At 74.3% G+C, this 19,059-nt stretch carries 14 protein-coding genes; 5 read left to right on the top strand and 9 right to left on the bottom strand.

The window, feature by feature from the left end; translation table 11 throughout:
• Window positions 1-60: 60 nt before the first annotated feature.
• Window positions 61-753 (top strand): carbon-nitrogen hydrolase family protein, encoded by a 693-nt coding sequence (locus tag MicB006_RS29540; protein WP_116510532.1) that lies wholly within the window; start codon window positions 61-63, stop codon window positions 751-753.
• Between the two features lie 22 nt (window positions 754-775).
• Here MicB006_RS29540 and MicB006_RS29535 read toward each other — a convergent pair whose 3' ends face one another.
• The 4 genes from MicB006_RS29535 to MicB006_RS29520 form a co-directional block, all read right to left on the bottom strand.
• Window positions 776-2,215 (bottom strand): serine/threonine-protein kinase, encoded by a 1,440-nt coding sequence (locus MicB006_RS29535; protein WP_116510530.1) that lies wholly within the window; start codon window positions 2,213-2,215, stop codon window positions 776-778.
• Window positions 2,216-2,298: 83 nt separating this feature from the next.
• Window positions 2,299-3,147 carry an SAM-dependent methyltransferase gene (locus tag MicB006_RS29530; protein ID WP_116511967.1) on the bottom strand — a complete coding sequence of 283 codons (849 nt, stop codon included), beginning with the start codon at window positions 3,145-3,147 and terminating at the stop codon, window positions 2,299-2,301.
• Window positions 3,148-3,222: 75 nt separating this feature from the next.
• Window positions 3,223-4,110, bottom strand: a complete 888-nt coding sequence (locus MicB006_RS29525; protein ID WP_116510528.1) for a helix-turn-helix transcriptional regulator — start codon at window positions 4,108-4,110, stop codon at window positions 3,223-3,225.
• Between the two features lie 103 nt (window positions 4,111-4,213).
• Window positions 4,214-4,471, bottom strand: a complete 258-nt coding sequence (locus MicB006_RS29520; RefSeq protein WP_030502645.1) for a DUF397 domain-containing protein — start codon at window positions 4,469-4,471, stop codon at window positions 4,214-4,216.
• A gap of 227 nt (window positions 4,472-4,698) precedes the next feature.
• On the opposite strand from MicB006_RS29520, the gene MicB006_RS29515 reads away from it, so the two are divergent.
• Complete coding sequence (locus MicB006_RS29515) at window positions 4,699-5,334, top strand: GGDEF domain-containing protein (protein WP_192900157.1); 636 nt, start codon at window positions 4,699-4,701, stop codon at window positions 5,332-5,334.
• A 171-nt stretch (window positions 5,335-5,505) separates the two neighbouring features.
• On the opposite strand, the gene MicB006_RS29510 is transcribed toward MicB006_RS29515, so the two are convergent.
• On the bottom strand, window positions 5,506-6,000 hold the full coding sequence (locus MicB006_RS29510) for a type II toxin-antitoxin system PemK/MazF family toxin (RefSeq protein ID WP_073829789.1): 495 nt from the start codon (window positions 5,998-6,000) through the stop codon (window positions 5,506-5,508).
• 79 nt (window positions 6,001-6,079) lie between these two features.
• Here MicB006_RS29510 and MicB006_RS29505 point away from each other — a divergent pair, with 79 nt between their 5' ends.
• The 3 genes from MicB006_RS29505 to MicB006_RS29495 all read left to right on the top strand — a co-directional run bounded on the left by MicB006_RS29505 (window position 6,080) and on the right by MicB006_RS29495 (window position 8,585).
• Window positions 6,080-6,676, top strand: coding sequence for a DUF4291 domain-containing protein (locus MicB006_RS29505; protein ID WP_116510526.1), 597 nt, complete (start codon window positions 6,080-6,082; stop codon window positions 6,674-6,676).
• 144 nt (window positions 6,677-6,820) lie between these two features.
• On the top strand, window positions 6,821-7,333 hold the full coding sequence (locus tag MicB006_RS29500) for an NUDIX hydrolase (RefSeq protein ID WP_116510524.1): 513 nt from the start codon (window positions 6,821-6,823) through the stop codon (window positions 7,331-7,333).
• Window positions 7,334-7,376: 43 nt separating this feature from the next.
• On the top strand, window positions 7,377-8,585 hold the full coding sequence (locus MicB006_RS29495; RefSeq protein WP_116510522.1) for a hypothetical protein: 1,209 nt from the start codon (window positions 7,377-7,379) through the stop codon (window positions 8,583-8,585).
• Here MicB006_RS29495 and MicB006_RS29490 read toward each other — a convergent pair.
• The 4 genes from MicB006_RS29490 to MicB006_RS29475 all read right to left on the bottom strand — a co-directional run bounded on the left by MicB006_RS29490 (window position 8,531) and on the right by MicB006_RS29475 (window position 19,058).
• Complete coding sequence (locus MicB006_RS29490) at window positions 8,531-10,183, bottom strand: DUF885 domain-containing protein (RefSeq protein WP_116510520.1); 1,653 nt, start codon at window positions 10,181-10,183, stop codon at window positions 8,531-8,533. The genes MicB006_RS29495 and MicB006_RS29490 overlap by 55 nt on opposite strands.
• Window positions 10,184-10,267: 84 nt before the next feature.
• Window positions 10,268-15,754, bottom strand: coding sequence for a non-ribosomal peptide synthetase/MFS transporter (locus MicB006_RS29485; protein WP_116510518.1), 5,487 nt, complete (start codon window positions 15,752-15,754; stop codon window positions 10,268-10,270).
• Window positions 15,754-18,873 (bottom strand): non-ribosomal peptide synthetase, encoded by a 3,120-nt coding sequence (locus MicB006_RS29480; protein WP_116510516.1) that lies wholly within the window; start codon window positions 18,871-18,873, stop codon window positions 15,754-15,756. Before MicB006_RS29480 ends, MicB006_RS29485 begins: the two co-directional genes overlap by 1 nt.
• On the bottom strand, window positions 18,870-19,058 hold the full coding sequence (locus tag MicB006_RS29475; RefSeq protein ID WP_073829797.1) for an MbtH family NRPS accessory protein: 189 nt from the start codon (window positions 19,056-19,058) through the stop codon (window positions 18,870-18,872). Before MicB006_RS29475 ends, MicB006_RS29480 begins: the two co-directional genes overlap by 4 nt.
• Between the last annotated feature and the right edge of the window lies 1 nt (window position 19,059).

The following is a 19,059-nucleotide window of genomic DNA, read 5'->3' as shown; positions in this document are numbered from 1 at the left end:
AACGTTACGGGGCGAAGCCGTGGACGGCCACGCGTGATGGGAACCATTATCGTGTGCGGCATGCGTACGCCGTTGCGGATCGCGGTCGCCCAGCCGCTCACCCTCTCCGACGACGTCGAGGGCAACGCGGCACGGCACGCCGACGCCGTGCGCGCCGCGTCGGCCCGGGTGGTGGTCTTCCCGGAGATGTCACTGACCGGGTACGAGCTGACGGCCGCGCCGCTGGACCCGGACGATCCCCGGCTCGCGCCGCTGCGCGCGGCGTGCGCCGAGACCGGGACGCTGGCGCTGGCCGGCGCGCCGGTGCCCGGGCCGCACATCGGGGTGCTCGCGGTCGACGTCGAGGGCGTGCGGGTGGCGTACCGGAAGATGTGCCTGGGCGGCGCGGAGCCGCGGCACATGCGGCCGGGCCGGGAGCCGGCGGTGCTCGATGTGGACGGCTGGCGGCTGGGCCTGGCGGTCTGCAAGGACACCGGCACGCCGGAGCACGCGGCGGCGACGGTGGCCCTGGGCGCGGACGCCTACCTGGCCGGGGTGCTGGAGTCCGCCGACGACGCGGCGGTGCCGGACGAACGCGCCCGCCGGGTCGCCGCCGCGCACGGCGTGTGGGTGGTGACGGCCAGCTTCGCCGGCTCGACCGGAGGCGGGTACGCGCGTGCCGCGGGTGGTTCGGGCATCTGGTCACCGGCGGGTGAGCCGGTGGTCCGCGCCGGCACGGGCGCCGGTGAGGTGGTCACCGGAACCCTGCACTGAGGACGAGAGACCGCCGGGCGCCTCAGCCCTCGTCCCCGCCGCGCAGCCGCTCGTAGCCGTCGAGCAGCTTGCGCAGCCCGGCGGCGGTGACGCGATCGATCTTGTCGTCCTCGGCGGCGTCCTCGATCTTCTCGCGCAGGTCCTCGACCCGCTTCTCCCGGTCCTTCGGCTTGCCCCGCTCCAGCTCGGCGGCCTTCTTGCGCAGGTCGTCGGCGACCTTGCGGTCGATCAGCCCGATCGACTCGGCCCGGTCGAGCAACTCGTCGAACCGGTCGCCGAGCTGCCGCAGCGTCACCGGCTCGGGCGCCGTCGACGGCGGCGCCGCGCTGCTCGGCTCGGGCGCGGGCGGCTCGGCGGCCCGCGTCGACGGGCCGGCCGTGGGCGCGGCGGCCGGCGGGGTGCCGGAGCCGTCGCCCCACAGCAGCGAGCCGACCACCGCGAGCAGCAGCACCACGGCGCCGGCGACGAGCAGCCCGAACAGCCGGTTCGAGGAGACCGCCGGGCGCGGCGGCGCGACGGGACGCTGCCGCGCTACCGGGCGGGCCGTGGCGGCCGGAACCCGCTCGACCAGAGTGGGCGAATGCGCCACCGGCGCCACGGTGGGCAGGATCGCGGTCGGCGGATCCGCCGGCCGGCCCGCGCCGAGACGCTCGGCTAGCCGGGCCGCTGTGGGTCGCCGCTCCGGGTCCGCCGCGAGGCAGGCCAGCACCAGATCGGCGATCTCCGGCGGCAGGCCGGACACCCGCGGCGGCGGCACCGGCGGCCGGTTGCGCCGCACCTCCAGCACGTCGTCCCAGCTGCGCACCGGCAGCGGGGCCCGGCCGGTGAGGCTGCGGTACAGCAGCACGCCGAGCGCGTACACGTCGCCGGCCGGGTGCGCCGGGCCCGGGTCGAGACGTTCCGGGGCGAAGTAGGCGGGGGTGCCCATCAGCAGCGCACCGGTCTGCCCGGTGACCGGGTGCGGGCCGGCGGGCGCGGCGATGCCGAAGTCGAGCACCTTCGCGCCGGTCTCGGTGAGCATCACGTTCGCCGGCTTGATGTCGCGGTGCACCACGCCGATGCGGTGCGCCGCGGCCAGCGCCCCGGCGACCTGCCCGGCCGTGCGGACCGCGTCCGGCCAGGCCAGCGGCCCGCCGGCCAGCCGGTCGGCGAGCGTCTGCCCCTCCACCAGCTCCATCACCAGGTACGGGACCACGACGCCGCTGTCCAGCGTCGCCTCGCCGTAGTCGTACACCTGGGTCACGTGCGGGTGGGTGAGCCGCGCCGCCGCGCGGGCCTCGCGCTGGATCACCGCCCGCAGTTGCGGGTCGGCGGCGAGCTGCCCGGCGAGGGCCTTGACCGCGACGGAACGGTGCAGCACCTCGTCGTCGGCGCGCCACACCTCGGACATCCCGCCGAGGCCGATGCGCTCACGCAGGACGTAGCGGTCGTGCAGGCGCAGTGCGGGCGTGAACGGCGACATAATTCACCAGGCTGCCACGTGCGGCACCGGCCGCACCAACCCGCGCCCCCGTTTCGTACCGTTCCGGCGTTCTTCCGCCCGCGTCAGGGCTTGCGGGCGACCCCGCCGTACATGCTGACGTCGACCACCGACGGCCGCGGCTCCGGCTCGCCGTCGGCGCGCCATTCGGCCACCGAGCACACGCCCGGCTCGACCAGTTCGAGGCCGTCGAAGAAGCGCACGACCTCCTCCCGGCTGCGCAGGTTGATCACGCCGTGCGGGCCACCGCCCCGGGCCGCCGCCTTCGCCTCGGCGGCCACCTCCGCCGGAAGGTAGTCGTGGGTGGCGTGCGAGGCGGCCAGGTAACTGCCGGCCGGCAGCGCGTCGAGAAGGGTGTCGACTATCGTGTACGGGTCCTCGCCGTCGGGCACGAAGTGCAGCACCGCCAGCAGCATCAACGCCACCGGCTGCGACAGGTCGAGCGTGCGGCGCAGGTCGGGATGGGCCAGGATCCGCTCCGGGTCACGCAGGTCCGCGTCGAGGTAGGCGGTGACGCCGTCGGCCGAGCTGGTGAGCAGCGCGCGGGCGTGGGCCAGCACGATCGGATCGTTGTCGACGTACACCACCCGGGCGCGCGGGTCGATCGCCTGCGCCACCTCGTGGGTGTTGTCGGCGGTGGGGATGCCGGTGCCGATGTCCAGGAACTGCCGGATGCCCGCCTCACCGGCCAGGTGACGCACCGCGCGGCGCAGGAACCGCCGGTTCTCCAGCGCGCTGATCCGGATGGTCGGGAAGCGGGCGGCCATGGCGTCGCCGGAGTCACGGTCGGCCTGGAAGTTGTCCTTGCCGCCGAGCCAGTAGTTGTACCGGCGGGCGGGGTGCGCCACTGTCGTGTCGATCCGGTCGCCGAGCGGCCCCGGACCGGGCGCCGTCCCTGGTGCGTCGCTGGTCAAGGCCGCCTCCACGACTCGGATGCCACAGTCCACTGTCTCCGGTGCGGATCATGCTACTGCCCGGCGCCGGGCCGGTCAGGCGGGGTACAGCTCGTCGCGGAGGCGGGCCAGCATCTCACGGGTGCGCTCCGGCGGTGCGGCCTCCACGCACAGCCGTTCCATCGCCTCGGCGTAGAAGTCGAGGTCGTCGCGCTTGTCCAGGTAGATGGCGCTGGTCAGCTGCTCGATGTAGACGATGTCCGGCAGGTCGGCGTCGCCGAAGCGCAGGATGCTGAAGGCGCCGCTGGCCGCGGCGTGCCCGCCGGCGGAGAACGGGACGATCTGCAGCCGTACGTGCGGCGCGGCGGTCGCCTCGATCAGCGCGTCCAACTGCTCGCGCATCACCGCGGTTCCGCCGATCGGGCGGCGCAGCGCCGCCTCGTCGAGCACCGCCCACAACTGCGGCGGGTTGCTGCGGCGCAGCAGCTCCTTGCGCTGCATCCGCAGCTCCACCCGCCGGTCCAGCTCCGCCGCCGACGCGCTGCGGTGCCCGAGCAGGATCACCTCCCGGGCGTACGCGGCGGTCTGCAGCAGGCCGGGCACGAACTGCACCTCGTACGTGCGGATCAGCGCGGCGGCGGCCTCCAGGCCCAGGTACGCCTGGAACCACGCGGGGAGCACGTCGCCGTAGCGGTGCCACCAGCCCGGGCTGTTCGCGTCCCGGGCGAGCTTGAGCAGCGCCTCGCGCTCGTCGGCGTCGGTGACGCCGTAGAGCGTGAGCAGGTCGGCCACGTCGCGCTCCTTGAAGCCGACCCGGCCCAGCTCCATCCGGCTGATCTTCGACTCGGAGGAGCGGATCTCCCAGCCGGCCGTCTCCCGGCTGACCCCCGCCCCCTCACGCAGCCGTCGCAGCTGCCCACCGAGCAACATGCGCAGCACGGTGGGCCCGCTTGTCGGACCACCCTCGACGGGCACCGTCGCCACCTGACCGCCCTCGCATCCCGACTGCCCCGGCCGGGTGCCGTCCCGGCCGACGAGTAAGCATGCCATGAACTGACAGTGAGGTGAACTCCTCCGGAGCGACGAATCAGTCCCGTGTGCGGGACGGCGGGATCAGGTGGTCGAAGTCGCCGTCGCGCGCGCCGAGCACGAAGGCGGCGATCTCGTCCACTGTGTAGATCAACGCCGGACCCTCCGGGTGCCGGGAGTTTCGGACCGCGATTCCGGTGCCGCCGGGCAGCTCGGCCAACTCGACGCAGTTGCCGCTGGGGTTGCTGCGACGACTCTTCGACCAGCGCATCGGGGGCAGCTCGGGTACGGGCACACCGTTCGGGGGTTGTTGCATGAGCGTCCTTCGGGATGAGCCAGCCGAGGCCGCGGGGAGGAGCGGTGGGTGGCGACGTCTGTCGACTGAGGAGTGAGATGCACGTGCATCTGCTATTGCATCTGCAATGGACGGAGAGCATGATAGCCGAAACGTACGGTGTGCCGGGTCGCTCACATTCGGTGACCCGAACCCGGCCTCCGGATGCCGCCGCGCGCGGCTAGGGGACTGCGGTGAGGAGGACGCGCGTGCCGGATCCGATGACCGTCGCCTCCGGCATATCCGCCGCCGGCGCCCTGATCTCGGCCTGGCAGTTGCGCCGTCGCGCCGTACGCGCCGAGGCCGAAATCGAGCTGCTCCAGGCCGAACTGGCCGCCGAACGGCACGCGGCCAGCCACGACCCGCTCACCGGGCTGCCCAACCGCCGCGCGTTCTTCCGGCTGGCCGCCACCCTGCTCACCGACCCGGCCGGCCAGCCACTGGTCGCTGTCGTCCTCGACCTCGACAACTTCAAGCAGGTGAACGACCGCTACGGGCACGCCGCCGGCGACCAGGTGTTGATCGCCGTCGCGCAGCGGCTCGCCGCGTTCGCCGGCAACAACCTGGTGGCCCGCCTCGGCGGCGACGAGTTCGCCGGCCTGCTGGCCAGCCCCACGGCGGACCGCCGGTGGATCGAGCACGCCACCCGGCGGCTCTGCGAGGCGCTCGCCGCGCCGATCCCGCTGGGCGCGCGCAGCATCCAGGTCACCGCCTCGGTCGGGCTGGCGCCGGTCCATTGCCCGAAGCAGCTCACCGACGCGCTGTGCCGCGCCGACGCCGCCATGTACGAGGCGAAGACACTCGGCGCGGCCCGGCCGACTCGGCAGCTCGTCGCCGAGTACTGACCGGCCCGGTCCGGCGCGCCCCCTGCTCGATCAGTCCGTGTGCCCGGTCGGCCCGCGTACCCCGTGTCCGCGTGGCCCGCCGGTCCGCGTGTTCGGCCGGTCCGCGTGGCCCGCCGGTCCGCGTGTTCGGCCGGTCCGCGTTTCCGCTCGGCGCGTGTCCCGGGCGCTCGGTCAGCGCCAGCCGTAGCCGGCGCGCAGCGCCTGCCCGACCCGGTCGAACCGCGGCCGGTCCAGCACCGCGCCCTCGCGGCGGATGCTGTCCTCGCGCATGGTGAGCACCCGGTCCAGGCGCACCCAGGAGGGCCGGTTGTCCCGGTCCCACTCCCCCGGGCCGAGCGCCAGCCAGTGCCGCTGACCGTCCCGGTCGCTCTGGCTGGACAGCATCAGCCCGAACAACGTGCGGCTGTGCCGTCCCACCACCAGCACCGGGCGGTCCTTGCCCTGGCGGGGGTCGTCCTCGTAGGGCACCCAGGTCCAGACGATCTCGCCCGGGTCGGCCTGGCCGTCCGGCTCCGGCGCGTACGACAACTCGCGGCGCTGCAGCGCGCTGACCTGGCGGCGGCGTGCGACCTGGGCCGGGATCGGCCCGCCCGTGCGGGGCGGGGCGGGCACGCCCCGGGTGATCCGGCCGAGCCGCGACGCCACGTTCTTCAACAGACCTGCCACGGCGGGCAGCCTATCGGCCGGGGTGCGACCGCCCGGGAATCGGGTCGCCGGGTCGGGTACGCGGTGCCATCATGCGCCGGTGACAGTGCCCCGCCACCAGATCCGCGCCGCGTTCACCCCGGACGCCGTCACCGTCTACCAGGCGTACCCGCCGGAGATCGCCGACGCCGCGCTACGCGCGGGCCGGTTCGTGCCGCCGTTCAAACGGGAACGGATGACCTGGATCAAGCCGTCGTTCCGCTGGATGATGTACCGCTGCGGCTGGGCGCTCAAGCCGGGGCAGGAACGGGTGCTGGCGGTCGACATCAGCCGGGCCGGCTTCGAGTGGGCACTGCGGCACGCCTGCCTCAGCAGCCACGACCCCCGCCTGCACCCGGACCGGGAGGCGTGGCGGCGCGGCCTGCGGGTCAGCCCGGTGCGGGTGCAGTGGGACCCGGAACGCTCGCTGCGGCTGGCGCCGCTGCCGTACCGCTCACTGCAGGTCGGGCTGTCCGGCGAGGCGGTCCACCGGTACGTCGACGAGTGGGTCCTCGGGCTGACCGACGTCACCGGGCTGGCCCGGTCCGTGCACGATCGACTCACCGACGGCGACGAGGCCGGCGCGGCGGCGCTGTTGCCGGTGGAACGGCCGTACCCGCTGCCGGCCGACGTGGCCCGGATCGTCGACGCCGGCTGAGCGGCACCGGCACGCGCGACGCCGGACGGGCGGGCGTCGCGCGGCGCGACGCCGCGAGGCGAGGGCGCCGCGAGGCGCGCTGTTAATAAGGGGCCCTTCTACTACCGGAGGCGTTAACAAGGGGCCCTTCCTTACGCTGGGGGCGTGCAGCTACCCGACGATCTGCCGGTGTTCGAGCGCAGCGCGGTGCGGCTGGTGGTGCTCGACGCCACCGACCGCCTGCTGCTGTTCCACACCCGCGACCCGGACCACCCCGACCTCGGCGTGTGGTGGGAGCTGCCCGGCGGCGGCCTGGACCCGGGCGAGACGTACCGGGAGGCAGCGGTACGCGAACTGCGTGAGGAAACCGGCATCGCCATCGGCCCGGACGAGGTGGGCGCGCCGACGTGGCGGCGGCGGGCCAGCTTCCGGCACCGGCAGCGCCGCCACCTCCAGGACGAGGTGATCGTGGCGGTACGGCTGCCCGGCCCCGGGCCGGACGTGGACGAGGCGTTGCGGCTGGACTACGAGGTGGAGGACTACTTCGGGTTCCGCTGGTGGCCGCTGGCCGAGGTGCTCGCCGCGCGGCCGCGCTGCTACCCCGGGCGGCTGCCGGAGCTGCTGCCGGCGTTCCTGGCCGGCGAGGAGATCGACGAGCCGTTCGAACTGTGGTCCTGAGCGCGGGCGTGCCACGCGGCGCGCGAGCGGGCAGAGTGGAGCCGTGACTCCCCTGCGCGCACCCCTGGCCCGTTACGCCGAGCGGCTGCACCGCGCCGCCGGTGACACCCACCACGTCGCCTCGCCGCTCGGCGCATGGCTGCTGCTGGCGCTGACCGGCCCGACCGCCACCGGGGAGGACCGTGCGGCGCTGACCGGGGCGCTCGGCCTCGACCCGGACGACGCCGCCGCCGAGGCGCGGGCGCTGCTCGCCGCGCCGCACCCGATGGTCGCCGCGGCCACCGCGCTGTGGGAGCGCACGCCGATGGCGGAGCTGGCCGCGTGGCGGGCCGCCCTGCCGGAGGACACCGAACGCGGCGTGCTGCCCGACCAGGCGGCGCTGGACGCCTGGGCGCGGGAGCGTACCGGCGGGCTGATCGAGCGGTTCCCGCTCGACGTCAGCCCGGACACGCTGCTGGTCCTGGCGAACGCGCTGGCCACCCGGGTGTCGTGGGCCGACCCGTTCGACACCGCCCCGGGCACGGAACTGGGCGCGGGCAGCGCCTGGTCGGGCCGCCTGAGCCGGGTGCTGCGCACGCCGCCGTTCGGGCACCGCTGCTGGGTGGCGGCCACCGACCGGGCCGGCGAGGTGGCGGTGCACGCGGTCCCGGCTGCCGAGGGCGACGACGGCGCCGGGATGCTCGTGGTGTCGGTGGCCGCCGCGCCGCAGGTTCCGGCCGCCGACGTGCTGGCCGCCGCGCAGGAGCTGGCCGTGGCCGCCGCCACGGCGTCGGACCCGGGGCGCCGCTCGCTGTTCGACCTGCCGCTGGGCGAGACGCCGCTGTGGACGCTGCGGGAGGAGCCGACCCGGACGTACGCGGACGACGGCCGGGAGGAACGCGCGACGGCGGTGCTGCCGTGCTGGTCGGCGCAGAGCCGGCACGACCTGACCGGGGCCGGGTTCGGCTTCGAGGCGGCGGCGCGGGCGCTGGGCCGGCTGCTGGGACTGGCCGGGCCGGGGTTCGACGCCGCGCAGTCGGCGGTTGCCCGGTTCGGCCGCTACGGCTTCGAGGCCGCCGCGGTGACCGCGTTCGGCCGGGCGACAGCGCTGCCGCCGGAGGGTGTCGCCCGCGTCGCCGAGCTGCGGTTCGGTAACCCGTACGCGGTGGTCGCGGTGACCACCGACCCGGCCGGTGGCCCCTGGCACGCCCTGCCCGTCTACTCCGCCTGGGTCACCGACCCGGAGGAGCTGCCCGCCGACGAGGCCGGGTAGGCGGCGAGCGCGCTCGTGAGCTGGTCCAGTCCCAGCGAGCCGAGCGCCAGGGCGTGGCTGTGGAACGCCCGCCGGTCGCCGGGGAACGCCGCGCCGCCGTCCCGCCACACCCGCTCCCCCACCTTGTAGGTGAGCGCCTGCCCGGGGCGGCCCAGGTAGCGGGCCAGTTCCAGGGGCGCGTACGGCCCCTGGTGGCAGCGGTCGCGCAGCAGGTCCAGCGCGGACTCCGGCGTCCACGGCGCGCCGTCGGCGGACGGCATCGGCAGCTTCAGGTGCAGTCCGATGTCGAGCACGACCCGCGCCGCCCGCAGCAACTGCATGAACAGGTGTCCCAGCCTGGCGCCGGGTTGCTCGTAGAGCCCGAGCTCGTCCATGAACCGCTCGGCGTACAGCGCCCAGCCCTCCTGGGCGCCGGAGAGCCCGCCGAGCAGGTTCAGCCGCTGCCCGGGGCCGCCCCGGCACGCCTCGGCGCCGAGTTGCAGGTGGTGGCCGGGAACGGCCTCGTGGTACGCGGTGCTGTAGGCCCACCAGGTGGGGAAGCTCTCCTGGCCCGCGGGCAGCAGCCACGAGACCCGGCCCGGCCGCGTCAGGTCCCGCGACGGCGCGGTGTAGGCGGTGCCGCCTGACGCGGTGATGCGCGACTCGACGCGGCGCAGCGGCGCGGGGATGTCGAAGTGCGTGCCGTGCAGCCGCTCGGTGGTGGCCTCCAGCAGCTCCTGCAACCACGCGCCGAACGCGGCCCGGCTGTGCAGGGTGCCGGGCGCGTCGGGACGGCCGAGCCGGTCCAGCGCCTCGGGCACGGTCCCGCCCAGGGTCTTCGCCTCCGCGACCAGTTGCGCCTCGGTCGCGGCGAACTCGTCCCAGCCCCACTCGTACAGCTCGCGCAGGTCCGGTTCCATGCCGAGGAAGGTCCGCACCCAGAGGGCGTACCGCGCCGGGCCGAACGCCTCGTCGTCGCACGCGAGCGGCGCCAGGTCCGCGGTGAGCGTCGTCGCGAACCTCCGGTACGCCTCCCGCGCGTCCCGCGCCGCCGCCTGCAACGACGGGCGCTGCGGGCCGTCGCCGTAGCGCTCCACGAGCGCCGTGTCGTCGTCGATCCAGTTGCGGCAGCGCTGCGTCACCAGGTCCACCTGGCGTCGCGTGGGCAGGTGACCGCGTTCGACGGCGACCAGCAGACTGCTGGCGTACCCGTCCAGGGATGCCGGGATCGCGGCCTGGCGCGCGCCCACGCGGGCCCAGCCGTCCTCGTAGGCCGCGCGCCCGGCGTCGCGGCCCGGCACCGTGGACTCGACGCACTGGCGGATGAGCTGGAGCGGGCCGGTGGCCGCGACGTGCAGTTCCCGCAGGTCCTCCCCGGCGGTGTGGAAGGCGATCCGGGCGCGCAGCCGTTCGGCGAGGTGCTCGTGCAGCGGGCTCGTGGCGGGCAGCGCCTCGATCCGGCGCAGGGCGCGAGCGGCGAGATCGGCGCGGGCCTGGTGACCCTCCGGGCTGTAGTCGGTGAGCCCGTCGACGTCCTGCTCACCGGCCTCGACCACCGCCACACACGGATCGAGGCGGGTCACCTCCCCCAGCAACCCGTCGGTGAACTCGTCGATCACGTCGCCGATGCTAGCCCGTGATCAAGGAGTTCGTGCCGGCCGGGAGGCGGCCCGGAACCGACACGAACTCCTTGATCGACACGGTCAGACCGAGACGAGTTCCTTCTCCTCCGCCTTGGCGGCCAGGCGCTTCTCACGCTCCTGGGCACCGATCAGGTCGTCCGGCAGGGAGTCCTCCACCTCGATGTCGAAGCGGCGCAGCAGGCGGATCGCGAACCCGCCGAGCGTGACCAGGACCAGCGCCGCGCCGAAACAGATGTACGCGAAGCCGATGCCCCGGCCCGGTCCGGTGCCGATCACCGCGCCCACAGTGCCGGCCAGCGACCCGCCCGGCGCGAGCATCGGCTCGAACAGCGCGGTGGCGCCCGGCGCGAGCAGCGCGAACCCGATCGGCAGCGTGGACCAGGAGATGGTCTGGTTCAGGCTGAACACCCGGCCGTGGAAGCGCTGCGGCACCTTCACCTGCACGATCGTCGCGTAGATGGACTGCGCGGTGGTCATCGACATGGCCAGCCAGCAGAAGCCGACGCAGATCATCGCCACCGACGCGTCCAGGCCGATCAGGATGCAGCCGATGGCGGTGCCCAGGTTGCCGATCAGCACGCCGATCATCCGGCGCTTGCGCGGACCGCCCCACAGCGACATCAGCACGCCGCCGAGCACCGCGCCGACCGCCTCGGCCAGCGCGACCTGGGCGACCTGGGTGGGGCTGCCGAACGACAGCACGAGCGGGGTGATGAGCACCAGCGCGGGCGCCAGGAAGATGTTGCCCAGCGCGAAGTAGCCGAGCATCAGCCGGAACCCGCGGTGCCGCCAGGAGTAGCGCATCCCGTTGGCGATGGCCACGAGCAGCCGTTCCCGGGGCCGCCAGCCGAGCATGTCCGGGAAGCGGACCACGGCGAGGGTGAGCACCGCGAGCACGTAGCTGGCCACGTCGACGAGCAGGATGCCCTTGAGGTCGATGGTGGCGAGCAGGCCGGCCGCGAACGCCGGCATGAGCAGCGTGGCCACGCCGGTGGACAGCTGGGTGATGCCCATGGCGTGCCCGAGGTAGCGCTTGGGCACCAGTTGCGGCACCGCCGACTGGAACGCGATCCGCTGGAACGACCCGGCCACCGAACTCAGCGCCACCAGCATGTAGATGTGCCAGAGCACCAGGTTGTCGGTCCACAGCAGGGCGGCCAGCACCAGCTGGACGGATCCGGCGAAGCAGCTGGCCGTCATCATGATCCGCCGCCGGCTGACCCGGTCGACCAGCGCGCCGGCCACCGGCAGCATGAGCACGCCGCAGATCAGCGCGAGCGCCCAGAGCAGGCCGAGGTTCGCCACCGAGCCGGTGCGGTTGAACAGCCAGATCGGCAGCGCGAACGCGGTGAGCGCCGATCCGGTGCTGGAGACGAGCTGCCCGACCGTGATGGCCAGGAAGCGGCCCATGCTCGGCTTGACCGCGGTGCTGACCTTGCGGGTCACGCCCACGCGCAGCGTGTCCGCCACCGCCCAGCCGGCATCCTCACCCCGGGCCGGCGGCGTCAGCGCGCTGACGTCGCCGGCCGCCACGGCGGGATGTGTCCGGCTGACGATCTCGGCCAGTTCCTCGGCGCGGTACTTGAGGAAGAAGTGGCCGGCCTGGTCGAGCACGACCAGCCCGAGCGTGTCGCTGAGGAACTGCCACTCGGTGTACCGCTCGCGGTAGTAGTCGGTGACCGGGTCCTCCGAGCCGACCACCGAGACGATCGGCGCGCGCAGCTTCGTCGCCTGCTGGTCCAGCAGCCGGGTGAAGTACTCCTCCGAGGCGCGGGAGTCGGCCCGCATGTTGCTGATGATCCGGTCGGCCTGCTCCGGGTCCAGCTCGTCGGTGTCCACGCCCATCGACTTGAGCCAGCTCGCGTAGTGCTTGTTGCTGCGCAGCTGCTCCAGCCTGTTGCGGGCGGCCGAGAAGACGCCCTTGGGGCGGGCGAACGGGAACATCGCGCCGATGTAGACGGCCTCCAGATCCCGGCCGGCCGCCTCGACCTTGCGGGCCACCTCGGCGACGATCGCGCTGCCCACGCCGCAGTGGCCGTACAGGGCGATCGGCCCCTCGACCCGTTCCAGGATCTCGTCGGCGACCCGGCTGGTCAGTTCCTCGAACGGCAGCGCGTCCTCGGTGAGGCCGACGTCGTGGCCGGGGATGGCCAGCGACCACAGCGCGTGCCCGGCGGGCAGCGCGTCGGCCAGCGGCTGGTAGACGATGGCGCTGCCGCCGCCGTACGGCACGCAGACGTACGTCAGCACCCGCTTCGCCGCCGGGATCGGCTTGGTCAGCTCGTAGAGCAGCCGGCGCGGCCCCTCCTGGGCGGCGTCTCCGGAGATGAACGCGGCCAGGTCGCGGATGGTGCGCTGCTGGAACAGGTCCATCACGCCGACCGCCCGGCCGCCCAGCTCCGCCTTGCGGATCTTCGCGACCACCTGGGTGGCGAGCATCGAGTGCCCGCCCAGGTCGAAGAAGTCGTCGTCGATGCCGAGCGTGTCCACGCCGAGCACCTCGGACCAGATCGCGGCGAGCGCCCGCTCGGTGTCGTCGCGCGGCTCGACGAGCGCCACCGACGCCTCGCGGGTGACCACCGGCGCCGGTAGCGCCTTGCGGTCCAGCTTGCCGTTGGGGGTCAGCGGCAGCGCGTCGAGCGTGACGAACGCGGCCGGCACCATGTACTCGGGCAGCGTGTCCTTCAGCGCCGCCTTCAACGCGGTGTGCTCGGCCGCCCCCACCAGGTACGCGGTGAGCCGCTTGTCGCCCGGGCTGTCCTCGCGGACGATCACCGTGGCCTCGGTGACGCCCGGCTGCTCGCGCAGCGCGCTCTCGATCTCGCCCAGCTCGATGCGCAGGCCGCGCAGCTTGACCTGGTGGTCGATGCGGCCCAGGAACTCGATCACTCCGGCGCCGTCCGGGCCGATCACCCAGCGGGCCAGGTCGCCGGTGCGGTAGAGGCGGGCGCCCGGCTCGCCGGAGAACGGGTCGGGGACGAACTTCTCCGCCGTCAGCGCCGGCCGGCGGTGGTAGCCGCGGGCCAGCCCGACACCGCCGATGTGCAGCTCACCGGCCACGCCGACCGGGCACTGCGCACCGGATGGGTCGAGCACGTGCAGCCGCAGGTTGGCGATCGGCGCGCCGATCGGCACGCTCGTCACCTCCGCGAGCCGGTCCGGCTCGCATGCCCAGGCGGTCACGTCGATCGCCGCCTCGGTCGGGCCGTACAGGTTGTGCAGGCCGCACCAGGGCAGCCGGGCGGTGAAGTCGACAGCCGAGGCCAGCGGCAGCTCCTCGCCGGAGCAGATCACCCGGCGCAGCGCGGTCGCCGCCTCCACCCCGTCCTCGGCGAGGAAGACCGTCAGCATCGACGGTACGAAGTGGGCGGTGGTGACCCGCTCGGACACCAGCAGGTCACGCAGGTAGCCGGCGTCCTTGTGGCCGCCGGGCTTGGCCAGCACGAGGCGGGCGCCGGCGCGCAGCGGCCAGAAGAACTCCCACACCGACACGTCGAAGCTGGCAGGCGTCTTCTGCAGCACCGCGTCGTCGGCGCCGAGCCGGTACGTCTTCTGCATCCAGTCGAGCCGGTTGACGATGCCCCGGTGGGTGTTCGGCACGCCCTTCGGGCGGCCGGTGGACCCGGAGGTGTAGATGACGTACGCCAGGTGCTCCGGCCCGGCGGCGGGCACCGGGTCGGTCTCGGGCTGGCCGGCCCAGACCGCGGCGTCGTCCAGTTCGAGCACCGTGGCGCCGGTGTCCGGCAGCACGTCGCGCAGGTGCGACTGGACCAGCACCACCGGCGCGTCCGCGTCGCCGACCATGAATGCGAGCCGGTCGGCCGGGTACTCCGGGTCCAGCGGCAGGTACGCGCCGCCGGCCTTGAGCACGCCGAGCAGCCCGGCGACCAGTTCCACGGAACGTTCCGCGCAGACCCCGACGAGGGTCTCCGGGCCGACGCCGGCCGCGCGCAGCCGGTGCGCGACGCGGTTGGCCTGCGCGTTGAGCTGCGCGTACGTGCGGCTGTGCCCGTCGATGGTGACCGCCACCGCGTCCGGGGTGGCGGCGGCGCGCTCCTCGATCGGGCCGTGCAGCGTCTGCGCGCGCGGGAAGTCGGCTGTGGTGTCGTTCCAGGCGGCCAGCAGTTCCCGCTCGGCGGCGGGCAGCAGCGGCAACCGGGACACCGGGGTGTCCGGCGCGGCGACGAGCGCGTCCAGCAGCGCGGTCCACCGCTGGGCCATCCGCTCGACGGTGGCCCGGTCGAACAGGTCGGTGTTGAAGACCAGCTTGCCCCAGAGCCCGTCGACGGTCTCGACCGCGTGCAGCTCGAAGTCGAAGCGGGTGGCCCGCAACTCCATCGGCGTCCAGGTGAACGTGACCTCGTCGGTGCGGGACACGCCGGTGAACCGGCCCATCTCGTAGTTCTGCAGCACGAACATGGCCTGGAACACCGGGGAGCGGCTGACGTCGCGCGGCAGGCCCAGCTCGTGCACCACCTTGGCGAACGGCACCTCGGCGTGCTCGAACCCGTCCAGCACGGTGCGGCGGGTGCGCTCCAGCAGTTCGGTGAACGTCGGGTCGCCGTCCAGGTCGGCGCGCAGCGGCAGCATGTTGATGAACATGCCGACGAGGTTCTCCAGCTCCGGCGCGGACCGGCCGGCGACCGAGGCGCCGATCGCGAAGTCGTCCTGGCCGGAGAGCCGGGCCAGCAGCACCTCGTACGCGGCGAGCAGCGTCATGAACAGCGTGCCGCCGCTGTCGCGGGTGAGCGCGTTGAGCGCCTCGGTGGCGGCCGGGTCGAGCTGGAACTCGACGAAGTCACCCCGGTAGGTCTGGGTGGCCGGGCGCGGCCGGTCCAGCGGCAGTTCCAGCGGGGTGATGCCGGCCAGCCGCTGCTTCCAGTAGTCGATGTGCGCCCGCGCCTGCGGGCCGTCCAGCTCCTGGGCCTCCCAGACGGCGAAGTCGCCGTACTGGACCGGCAGGGCGGGCGGCTCGCCGCCCCGGTAGAGCGTGATCAGGTCACGCAGCAGCACGTCCACCGACCAGCCGTCGCCGACGATGTGGTGCTGGGCGAGGAACAGCACGTGCTCCTCGGCGGCGAGCCGGATCAGCAGCGCCCGCAGCAGCGGCCCGTCGGCGAGGTCGAACGGCTCGGCCGCCGCCGCGTCGACCAGCGCCTGCGCGGCGGCCTCGTCGGGCGCGTCCACCACCGTCAGCGGCACGTCCGCGGTGTCCGCGATCACCACAGTGGGACGGCCGTCGGCGTCGGCCGGGAAGCGGGTGCGCTGCGACTCGTGCCGCTCGGCGAGCCCGGTCAGGGCGGCGCGCAGCGCGTCCACGTCGAGCGGCCCGCGCACCCGCAGCGGCACCGCGATGTGGTAGGCCGCCTCGCCCGGGGCGAGCTGGTCCATGAACCAGACCCGCTCCTGGGCGTAGGACAGCGGCACCTGGGCGCCGGCCGGGCGAGGGGTGATCCGGGCCGCTGGGGCGGTCTGGCGGGCGCGTAGCCGTCGGGCGATCAGCGCCTGCCGGGCCGCCTCGCGGGCCGGATCCTTCAGGTCGGTCATCAGTTGGTTCCCTCTTCCGCCGCGAGCAGCGCGGCGACCTCGGTGTCGGAGAGCCCGTCGAGCTCGGCGGCGATCCGCTGTTCGATCTGGGCGGCCAGGTCCGCCACCACGGGGCTGCTGAACAGCGCCCGCATGGGCAGCTCGACGTCCACCTCGGCGCGGATCCGGGCCATCGCCCGCATGCCGCGCAGCGAGTTGCCGCCGAGGGCGAAGAAGTCGTCGTGCGCGCCGACCTTCTCCACCTGGAGGATGTCGGCGTACACCTCGGCGACCAGGGCCTCGGCCTCGCTGCGGGGCGCGACGTAGCTGTCCTGGGCCGGCTCGGCCGCCGCCGGGGCGGGCAGCGCGGCGCGGTCCAGCTTGCCGTTCGGGGTCAGCGGCAGCGTGTCCAGCCGGACCAGGGCGGCCGGCACCAGGTGCGCGGGCAGCTCGCGGGCCAGTTCGGCGCGGACCGAGTCCTCGTGGGCCGGGCCCACCAGGTAGCCGACGAGCATCGGCTCGCCGCCGTCGGCGCGTACCGCCGCGGCGGCGGCGCGCACGTCCGGGTGGGCCAGCAGCGCCGCCTCGACCTCGCCCAGCTCGATGCGCATGCCGCGCACCTTGACCTGGTCGTCGCGGCGGCCCAGGTAGTCCAGCGTGCCGTCGGCGCGCCAGCGGGCCAGGTCGCCGGTGGCGTACATCCGGGCGCCGGGCGGACCGTACGGGCAGGGCAGGAACCGCTCGGCGGTCAGCCCGGGCCGGTCGTGGTAGCCACGGGCGAGCTGCGTGCCGGTGACGTACAGCTCCCCCACCACGCCCGGGGGCACCGGGCGCAGGGCGGCGTCGAGCAGCAGCGCCCGGGTGTTCCAGGTGGGCGTGCCGATCGGCACCGGACCGCCCGGGACCGGCGCGCCGGGGGCGATGCGGGCCGCGACGCAGCCCACTGTGGCCTCGGTCGGGCCGTACTCGTTGATCACGGCCACGTCGGGGTGCGCGGTCCGCCAGGCGGCGAGCTGTTCCCCGGTCAGCGCCTCGCCGCCGATCACCAGGTCGGTCGTCGGTGACAGCTCGGCGTCGAGCAGCGGCAGGTGGCTCGGCGTGACCTTGAGGAAGGCCGGCCGGCCGCCGGCGCGGGCGGCGGGCTCGTCGATCGCGGCCAGCCGCACCGTGCCGCCGGCGGTGAGCGTGCCGAGCAGGCCGGTGACGGTGAGGTCGAACGAGACCGGCGAGTGCAGCAGCGCCACCCCGGAAAGCCCCGGGTAGGTGGCGCGGGCCCACGCCAGGTACGCGGTCACCGCCCGGTGCTCGACCACCACGCCCTTCGGGCGGCCGGTGGAGCCGGAGGTGTAGAGCACGTACGCCGGGTGCTCGGGGCGCAGCGGGGCGACCCGGTCGGCGTCGGTGAGGTCGTCGCCGGGCTGGTCGGAGCCGACCTCGCCGTCGAGCACCAGCGCGTCGCCGGGCACCAGGGCGGCGGTGTCCGGGTCGGCCACCACCAGCGCGGGCGCGGCGTCCTCGAGCAGGTACGCGATCCGCCCGGCCGGGTACGTGGTGTCCACCGGCACGTACGCGGCGCCCGCCTTCAGCACGGCGAGCATCGCCACGACGAGGTCGCAGGAGCGGGGCAGGGCCAGCGCGACCCGGGTCTCCGGGCCGGCCCCGCGCGCCACCAGCAGCCGGGCCAGCCGGTTCGCGGCGGTGTTCAGCTCGGCGTAGCGCAGCGTCACGCCGTCGCTGACCAGCGCCGCCGCGTCCGGGGTGGCGGCGGCCTGCCGCTGCACCTCGTCGACCACTGTGGTCGCCGGCACGTCGCGGGCGGTGTCGTTCCAGGCGCCGAGCACCATGTCACGCTCGTCGTCGGTGAGCAGCGGCAGCGCGGCCACGGTCCGCTCCGGCTCGGCAACGGCGGCGGCGAGCAGCCGCACGTAGCGGCTGACCACCGTCTCGGCCGTGGACCGGTCGAACAGGTCGGTGCGGTAGACCAGGCGGCAGTCGCCGGTGGTGATGTCGAAGGCCAGGTCGTCCTTCGTGGTGCCGAGCTCCACCGGGTCGAGGCCGGAGTCCGGGATCCAGTTCAGGGCGGTCTGGAAGATCGGCTGCACCGACGGGTCCCGCTGCGGGTCGACCGCCTCGACGATCTTCTGGAACGGCGCCTGCCCGTGCTCCATGGCGTCGATCAGGCCGTTGCGGATCCGGCCGAGCAGCGTCGCGAACGTCGGGTCGCCGGAGACGTCGCAGCGCAGCGCCACCGGGTTGACGAACATGCCGATCAGCGGCGTCAGCTCCGGGTTGTCCCGGCCCGCGGTGGAGACGCCGACCACCACGTCGGCGTCGCCGGAGACCCGCGACAGCAGCGCCGCGAAACCGGCCAGCAGCACCATGTACGGGGTGGCCTGCGCGCCGGTGGCCAGCGTGCCGACGCGGTCCAGCAGCCCGTCGGGCAGCGTGAAGCGCACCTCGTCACCGGCGAAGCCGAGCTGGGCCGGACGGGGCCGGTCCAGCGGCAGATTGGTGACCGGCGGCGCGCCGGCCAGGTGGCCGGTCCAGAACGCGAGCTGCCGGTCCAGTTCCGCACCGGTGAGCTGCTGGCGCTGCCAGACCGCGAAGTCGGCGTACTGGATGGGCAGCTCGGGCACGGCGGGCTCGGCGCCGGTGCGCGCGGCCGCGCAGAACGCGACCAGCTCGCCGTGGAACAGCACCGCCGAGTGGCTGTCGAAGACGGCGTGGTGCGCCACGAATGCCAGCGCCAGCCCTTCATCCATGCGGATCAGCCGGGCCCGCCACAGCGGCGCCGCGTCCAGCGGGATCGGCATCCGCGCCATCTCGCCGCGAATCCGCTCGAACTCGCCTCGCTGCTCACCGGCGGGCAGGTGGGTGACGTCGGTGACGGGCAGCGGCGCCGGCTCGTGGGCGCGCACGACCTGCACCAGCGCGCCGTCGTCCACACGCAGGTGGGTACGCAGCGCCTCGTGCCGGGCGACAACCCGGTTGACCACGTCGCTTGCCGTGTCGGCGTCCACGCCGGCCGGGAACAGCCACGGGAAGGAGACGTTGAACACCGGCGACCCGGCGTCGAGCTGGTTGGCCATCCACACCCGCTCCTGGGCGTAGGAGGCCGGGAAGGTCCACTCCTGCGTCATGAGAGGGCCTCGCGCACCGAGCGGGGACGCATGTCGGTCCAGACCTCGTCCACGTGGGCCAGGCACTCCTCGCGGCTGCCGGCGAAGCCGGTGCCGTGCCAGCCGGCGGGCAGCTCGCGGTCGGCCGACCAGATCGAGTACTGCTCCTCGTCGTTGCGGACGACAAGGAATCGGGATTCGGCCATG

This window comes from Micromonospora sp. B006 (genome assembly GCF_003408515.1).
In the GTDB taxonomy this organism is placed as follows: domain Bacteria; phylum Actinomycetota; class Actinomycetes; order Mycobacteriales; family Micromonosporaceae; genus Micromonospora; species Micromonospora echinospora_A.
The sequence above is the reverse complement of the archived record's forward strand: the minus strand, read 5'-3'. Positions and strand labels throughout refer to the sequence as shown.